The sequence below is a fragment of the Colwellia sp. BRX10-4 genome (genome assembly GCF_014077465.1).
GTDB lineage: Bacteria > Pseudomonadota > Gammaproteobacteria > Enterobacterales > Alteromonadaceae > Colwellia_A.
Map to the genome: position 1 here is coordinate 1 of NZ_JACGVZ010000047.1, position 7,551 is coordinate 7,551.

Below are 7,551 nucleotides of genomic sequence, written 5' to 3' on the forward strand. Positions count from 1 at the left end.
GCATGATAACTAATTGTTAAAGAAAAACTCATTTACCTAAAGTAAAGAGTTAGATATAAAACCCATTCGTTTATACCTTTGGAGCGTTGCTCCGTTGCTGCAGGCCTTGCCTGAAGCGAGATGCGTATTCTACGCACTCTAGTTTCGATGTCAACGTTTTATTTAATTTAATTTGAAGTTTCTTTTCGAAGATTCAAACTTAACTTTTAAAACGTTAAGTTAACTACTTTACCCTAAAGTGATGTAGATAACTTATCAAAACAGCTCTTTCGTGGTTCGTTTTGACTGAACCCCTTGGAACTGGAGCGCATTCTAGACATTTTCTAAAAACTATCAAGCACTATTTTCATCTTTTTGTTTGTTCGAATGAAAAACAAGCAGACAGGATGATATTAAAACATATATCTACTAATAACTCCCCTACAGCTATTTATACGCACTATAAATCTGGCCCAATTTTTATTTTAATTCATCATGCCGAATATCAAATAGTATTCTTCAGCATAAAAATATCAATATGTTGTGCTGCATATTTAGTTAATTTACTCATCTCACTTATTAATTAGTCGTTTTGATTTTACTTATTTACGAATAAATTCGTATCTATATTGTTTTATCCATAATTTGAACTAATGTAAAAGATATACGAAATAACTCGTAGAGTGTAACTAACAAATATTGAGGTGCCAGGATGAGAAGAAATAGACTTTATGAAGACCAAAAAGCTGAAACAGATATGACGCCTATGCTTGATATTGTTTTTATCCTTTTAATATTCTTTATTGTGACCACCTCATTCATTAAAGAACAAGGTTTCTTAGTGAATAAACCCGATGGCGGCATTCCTAATCAGAATAATAATCCTATGTTACTTATAAGAGTAAATGAAAATGGTCTTGTTTCCTTAAATGGTAGAATCACAGATATTGAAAGACTACCAGCAAATATAGAAAACTATCTGGCTACTAATCCAGTAACTGCTGCTGTTGTGATCCCTCACGCAAATACAAATTATGATAGTGTAGTTAAGGTTATCGATCACATAACTATGGTTGGTGGGCTTAAGGTATCTATAGGCAAATAGTCTATATATAAGGGTTAGTCTTTTGATGGGCTAACCATTAAAGCTCAGGTTCCTGTTATATATGTGCTTCGATATATTAAGCTCAATCATATTAGTTTGTATAACCTGCTAATCACTATAATGACATTTGATTCTGTTAATGCTGACAGTAATAATCAAGTACTTTGCATTTAGCTTGTGTTCTTAGCTTTTACAGAGAAAAAGCATACTATCAACGATTGCAGATACTCTCTTATTACAAGAGACGATTAACTCATTACCCCAGGCGCTTAACCTACTCCCTACTTAATATTGTTAATAAGTAAAAAATTATTAATCTGTTAGTAAGAGTACCTATGCATAGTGCTGTTGATCACTAAATAAAAACTTCATCAAGACAAAAAATCTCTATTGACGGACCAAGCTCTTGGCTAGACAAAACCATTCTTGCTGCTACTTGCTCACCCGTTATCGGGCGGAAGCGTCGTAGCAAGGGTATAATGCATAAAATAGGCATGAACCAACTAGCCATTTTTTCACCTAAACGAAATTCTGTTCGTTGACCAAGTAGTAATGATGGTTGAATAATACTAATACGTTTAAAGGGTAAATGCTTTATTCTCTGCTCCAAAATACCTTTCATTTTTAGATACGGATTATTACTTTGATCATTAGCCCCTGCAGAAGAAACAAGTAGGTAGTGATTAACACCGTTGTTTACTGCTAATTGTGCTACTTCAAACTGGTAATCAAGATCTACTCTACCTTGTTCTACGATTGAACCCGCTTGCTTAACTGTTGTACCAAGACATGAGAATAAAAAGTCCGCATCAAATAGTGTGATGTAATTATTGAGGTGATCAAAATCCACGACTTGATTACAAACTTTTGTCGATGCATGTGGGGAAGGCCTTCGAGTTAGTGTAATAATTTCACTAATATGGTCGCAGCTAACAAGTTGATCAACTATCGCCCGACCGACTAACCCGGTAGCACCTATAACTATAGCTTTCTTTGCCATTATACTCTCTCTAGTGTTATCACGGAAAATTGTTAATTTTTTACTGTGTTGAAAATAAATTGGGCTGAATTAATGCAGGGATAGGGTAACACCTCATTAAGAGGATAATCATGTTAACTGAAATTTATGAAAACCCCATAATAGATAACCATTTATCGTCGGCCTATATTGGCTTAAAGCTTTGTTATTAACAAAGTATCTCTGAAGTTCTTTTTATATAGGTAGATAAAAGTAGTCCAACAGAATAGTTACATCGATTATGCCTCCCAATTACATTTGAACGTCCGTTAGCCAATTTTATTTTGTCCCTGTTTAAATTCTGGTGATGTTTTTATACCGACGATCTCACTATTTTTAGAAAATAACCAACCATTAAAGAGACTAACAAACCAAAAAATGAAACAAGTGCAGATACGAGTAAAACGGCTACACCAATATTAGCCGTTTCGGCTGTATTTTCGTCTAAGCCTAGGTAATTAGACTGAAAAACAAAAATAAATAATAGTGATACAACAACAATGGCCAGAGTTGAATACATTGATGCTTGCCAAAATGAGTTAGGAAGTTTCCAATGAACGCCACCCGCAATTAATATAGATAATCCAGCTAGTAAATATGGGACCAATGCTCAAACCTCTCAAAAAATATAGTTGGCTAAAATGGAAAACGGAGTGAAAACAGCCAACTGTATTTTTCCGTTTGAGTTACTGTTAGGGCTTATTGCTTATGAAGAGTAAATGATGTTCTTTTTGATGTTAATCGCTTTGCTGATAATATTTTATAATAACCAAGTGATATACCTGATTTTACAAATGCATAGCTTAACGTATTCCCTTTATATGGGAAAACGTCACTAATCTGATCTTGTTGCAACTCCATATTTATTAATTCGTCATAAGAATTAAATGAAGAAGTTAAAACTTCTAAACCATCAACTTGAATGATATCCATAAATTGTGACCTTATACCCTAACGCCCTATTAAGAGACAAATGAATGTTAGCTAAAATAAACAAGGAAGGAATATATAGCCAACTGTTATTTTTCCTGCTTGAATGGCTTATGCTACTAAAACTCGGTGAACTGAATATTATTAAAAAACGCATCACTTTCGTTTTGTAATGTTGAATATCTAGTATCTACAAAGTAACGACTAGAGTACTCAATATTTACACCTACTGTATTTTTTTTAGGATGTTGGCAATTATAGCCAATACTTTCAAATAACATTGAGGCTTTGCCTCCTTGAATTTTAGCATTAGTATCTTGAGATATTGAATGGTATTTAACACAAACAGCACCATTAATTGATGAAAGGTTTTCGGTGTTTTCTTTGTTTTCAAATCGCCCCGTATTTGGGGCAGATGCTCTCGAACTAACAATATATTCTAGAAACTTTTTATCTGAATCTAAACTTGGCAATTGAAATATAGAAACATTTACAACTTGCGATTCATTTTTATTAACGCCTGTACTCCCAAGAGATGATTGATAGCCTGAAGCAGTAATAACCACCCAATCTCCATTTTGTGGAGAGAGTGTCGTTACACCATAAATGTTAATAGGGCTATTTGAATTTACAATGGGTGCGACAGTCGCACACGAAGCAAGAAATAAACTTGATAATAATACTATAATTTTAAACACTAACTTTCCTTAGTAGCATAGCGCCACGTTAAGAGGCTTTTAATTGTTGGCTAAAATATCAAACGGAGCGGAACCTAGCGACGGTTAAAAGTTCTGCTTTAATGGCTTATTATGAGGCTACATACTCGAATTAAGTACTTTTAAATCGTTTGCAGCTTGTTCTTTATTAACTTCAATTAATCCCGCAGCCCCCGAAAATGAGATCACTGTCCCCATTGATGTTGCATCTTGAAATTCTATATCGAACCTTAAGTAGTATGTCTTACCTTTTTCCATATCAATATTTCCAATTACATCTCCAAAAATCCAATTATCTAGAAATGAAGTTGAACCTATTTTTATCTCATGTGCCCCCGGCTCTAGGTGAGTTAAGACATAACCAGAGTTTTTTAAAGAAAAATTTTCTTTACCATCGATAAAAATGGTTGGCCAAGTTCCTCCTTGAAAGAATTTAGATGGCCTATAAATATATAAAGAACTCTTATTTACAGCTGTATTTTCAAAACCTTTAAACCGATCTCCAGAAGCAGAACATCCACTAAAAAGTAGTGTACATATAATCAGAAATAATACTCTCAATTTTAAAAACCTCATAACGCCTCATTAAGAGACAAATAATTGTTGGCTAAAATAGCGACGCAGGAGCAAAAGCCAACTGATATTTGTCCTGCTTGAATGGCTTTTATGTAGTTACAAACCGAAGTCTCAATTAATTCTTGTATAAGAAAACTTTTCTTCAGTTGTACTTCCATTGTCTTCAATAGCAACATATATATTAATTTCGTTGTCGCTAACCTTCTCAATAGTCATGCCGGTGAAGTAAACTTTATTTTCCATAACTTTGACCAATACAAAATCAATAGTTTTATCTTTCTTCTCCCATCCTTTTAAGTCTCTATGAAAATGCTTTAATCTAAAGACAAGTGTTCCATTTTCTTCAGATATTGTTTCAATTTCATAGAATTGCACTTCGTTTTCAACAACAAGCTTGAATGGCCCCATCATGCTCCCGCCAACAGCAGACGACCATACTTTTTCAATGAGACCACCAAATGCTTCCCCTCTCCAATGACCTGAAAGGTCATTTCACTACACTTAAATCAGCAGCAGGTGACTGCTGTTCACCTTCTAAAAATAATATATTAGGGAATTTATCATTTGCTAAAACATCAAAACAAAATAACATAAGGAAATAAAGTGCACTTTTTTTAATCATTTTTTTGCTCCATGACAAGTTGGAATAATCTGACCACATAACGCCCCATTAAGAAGCTTTTAATTGTTAGCTAAAATAAACAACGAAGGAGTATTTTATAGCTAACTGTTACTTTTCTGCTTGAATGACTTGTTATAAATCGTTAATCACTACACTCGACTTTGGCATAATCACCGCCACCAACTATACTATCAGGTATAGTAAACCCTATATTTTCAGCAGTTTGCGAATGGTTTTCGTGAATAGTAAACACATGTAACTTTCCTGTTTCCCCTCCACAGACTGAGGGGTAATCAACCAGTATTAAATTACCACAACTATCAGCTTTAACTTCAATACCGGCTTCTTGCAGATAACTCTTAGTTAATGATATTGATAAACCATTATCCTGACACTATAACTGCCCTGTACTTATATATACTTCAATATTATTGTCAAAGTCCGATTGGTTGCACCTGAAAAGAGATACCAGTATTGGTAGCATTAGATAAATAAATTTCTACGTCACTTTTTTTTCTAATAACACCAACCAACTCTCGTTTTGTAAAAAAACCAAGAGTTTCTTGATATGCTTTGCACTTTTTTTCAAGTTCATCTTTAGTGACGATACTTTTCATATTGTCACTAAAGTCTCGCACATGCTTTTCATGGTCAATTTCAGTGGAAGCATCCATAAAGTTATCCATTATAGGATTAACTATTTCCAATATTTCGTCATTTGAAAGCTTCAACCAATTCATGAATACTCCTAGATAGCTAACGCCCACTTAGGCGAAAAATATAGTTGGCTAAAATTTTGAACGGAATGAATACAGCCAACTTTATATTTTCGTTTGAAGTTCCTGTTATGCATTTTTTAGCATAGTGCTAATTTTATTAATAGTATTTAGATTTCTACCTGTCGCACTTTGACCTAAACAAGACTCAACATTTGCTACTAGTTTTGAACGACCTATGCCTTAAGGTGCATATAAATAAAGGACATTACCTTTAACTGTATACTCTTCAGAACTTGATATATATTTATTTAACTTATCTTGAACTAGGTTGATATGATTTTTACAAAAGTAAAAGTGTACAAATTTACCTTCAAATTATTTGTATGGATTATTTAAAGCTGATGTTGAGAACACAGACTCTTCTAAAGAGAAAATCACAGGAGCAAAGCCAAAGTTTTTGGAAATAGTACATTGCACTTGCTCTGTTGGATTTTTAAAACGATATTGCCACTTTGAATATATGATGAAACACTTTCATAGCCACTTTATTCCAAAAGCGGGACAAGCTCTTTCATCTGCAGTATGTTATTGCCCCCAACATTGATCCCCCTGAATAATATGATGAATGTTTGCACCAAATTCCCTTAAATATCTAACCGCTTACTAAGCGGAGCGAAATTGTTGGCTAAAATAACGAACGGAGTGATACACCCAACTGCCTTTTATCCGTTTAAATACCTTATTAGTAACAACGCAATCAAAACAAGCCATCTTAACTAAATGATAATTATGTATAACTTAAACCATTCAATAATTTATTATCGTGTCAATACATGCCAAATCACATAAGCCCAAGACAAAAAACCGTGTAGAATTGCCCATAAGATTGACTTATTTACGCTCCATGAAATAGCAATTGAAAGGGCTGTTCCAAATGTAATTCCATACTTTACTATTTCTTTGCCTGAATTATCCATTAATGGCATTCCTAGTTTGGTTATTTTTATTGAGTATTATCAATTATAAGCATAATACACTGGTGCAGTGATATGTCAGGAAGCTGATACTCGCCGATAAGCGGTTTAGTGCAACAGCTTATTATGGAGACTTCTCACTAATGTACATCGATAAATTTATTTAATTATGCATTAATATCACATATTCTTAACAATTTAGGAACGGTAAACTTTGAAATTTCATCACTATTTGGATATTACTGGGACTTATCACTAATAAGACAAGGCTAGGTCATCAGAAAATATACTACAAATATTGTAAGTTCAACAATACACGCCAAGTGATCGCTACTTCTTATATTATTGAGATAGCGATCGTCTTACCACCACCTTAAATCAATGAATGATTATGTCGTCATTTACAGTGGTGCATCAGGATGTAATTCGCTTACTAAGCAGACCAAATTATCAAGGGTTATTCAGCTAAGTTTTTAAACGCCAGAAAGCAAAAAATCCGTTACGTTGGTAACGGGTTTCTGACGTGTAGGGATATACTAATGTCACGTTGCCAAGGATGGCAAAGAGCGACCTAATTAGAAGCGGAGAATGTCTACTCTCATATGGGCCTGTCGAACATAAGTCACACTACTTTTGTTATTAATGCATCCTAGCTATGGGTTTTGTTTTTTTAAACGCCAGAAAGCAAAAAACCCGTTACGTTAGTAACGGGTTTTTACGTCTAGGAATATACTAATGTCGTGTTGCCAATGATGGCAAAGAACGACCTAAATAGAAGCGGAGAATATCCTATTCTCACACGGGCATGTCGAACATAAGTCACACTACCGTTGGCGTCACTACTTAATTAGTTATAAATGGTGTATTTTCAGACGTCAGAAAGCAAAAAAACCGTTACGTTAGTGACGGGTT

11 protein-coding genes are annotated in these 7,551 nt (G+C 34.1%); 1 reads left to right on the plus strand and 10 read right to left on the minus strand.

Features of this window, described 5'->3' with window-relative positions:
- The first annotated feature begins 691 nt into the window (after positions 1–691).
- Entirely contained in the window at positions 692–1,084 is a 393-nt protein-coding gene (locus tag H4J67_RS19170; protein ID WP_182204707.1) for a biopolymer transporter ExbD, read from the plus strand.
- Positions 1,085–1,439: 355 nt separating this feature from the next.
- Here the strand turns inward: H4J67_RS19170 and H4J67_RS19175 are convergent, their stop codons facing one another.
- From H4J67_RS19175 to H4J67_RS19215, 10 genes are all read right to left on the minus strand, one after another.
- On the minus strand, positions 1,440–2,084 hold the full coding sequence (locus H4J67_RS19175) for an NAD(P)H-binding protein (protein ID WP_182204708.1): 645 nt from the start codon (positions 2,082–2,084) through the stop codon (positions 1,440–1,442).
- Between the two features lie 331 nt (positions 2,085–2,415).
- Complete coding sequence (locus H4J67_RS19180; protein WP_070375257.1) at positions 2,416–2,709, minus strand: hypothetical protein; 294 nt, start codon at positions 2,707–2,709, stop codon at positions 2,416–2,418.
- Positions 2,710–2,801: 92 nt separating this feature from the next.
- Positions 2,802–3,035 carry a hypothetical protein gene (locus H4J67_RS19185; RefSeq protein WP_182169544.1) on the minus strand — a complete coding sequence of 78 codons (234 nt, stop codon included), beginning with the start codon at positions 3,033–3,035 and terminating at the stop codon, positions 2,802–2,804.
- 116 nt (positions 3,036–3,151) lie between these two features.
- Complete coding sequence (locus tag H4J67_RS19190) at positions 3,152–3,730, minus strand: hypothetical protein (protein WP_182204709.1); 579 nt, start codon at positions 3,728–3,730, stop codon at positions 3,152–3,154.
- Between the two features lie 117 nt (positions 3,731–3,847).
- On the minus strand, positions 3,848–4,324 hold the full coding sequence (locus tag H4J67_RS19195; protein ID WP_220471677.1) for a DUF2846 domain-containing protein: 477 nt from the start codon (positions 4,322–4,324) through the stop codon (positions 3,848–3,850).
- A 111-nt stretch (positions 4,325–4,435) separates the two neighbouring features.
- On the minus strand, positions 4,436–4,771 hold the full coding sequence (locus H4J67_RS20925; RefSeq protein WP_310740660.1) for a DUF6265 family protein: 336 nt from the start codon (positions 4,769–4,771) through the stop codon (positions 4,436–4,438).
- Between the two features lie 40 nt (positions 4,772–4,811).
- Entirely contained in the window at positions 4,812–4,946 is a 135-nt protein-coding gene (locus tag H4J67_RS20930; protein WP_259368690.1) for a hypothetical protein, read from the minus strand.
- A gap of 434 nt (positions 4,947–5,380) precedes the next feature.
- Positions 5,381–5,686, minus strand: coding sequence for a hypothetical protein (locus H4J67_RS19205; protein ID WP_182169533.1), 306 nt, complete (start codon positions 5,684–5,686; stop codon positions 5,381–5,383).
- A 524-nt stretch (positions 5,687–6,210) separates the two neighbouring features.
- Positions 6,211–6,300 (minus strand): DUF1697 domain-containing protein, encoded by a 90-nt coding sequence (locus tag H4J67_RS20935; protein WP_310650609.1) that lies wholly within the window; start codon positions 6,298–6,300, stop codon positions 6,211–6,213.
- Between the two features lie 183 nt (positions 6,301–6,483).
- The gene (locus H4J67_RS19215; protein ID WP_182169530.1) at positions 6,484–6,642 is read right to left on the minus strand and encodes a hypothetical protein; all 159 of its coding nucleotides are present in this window, start codon (positions 6,640–6,642) and stop codon (positions 6,484–6,486) included.
- Between the last annotated feature and the right edge of the window lie 909 nt (positions 6,643–7,551).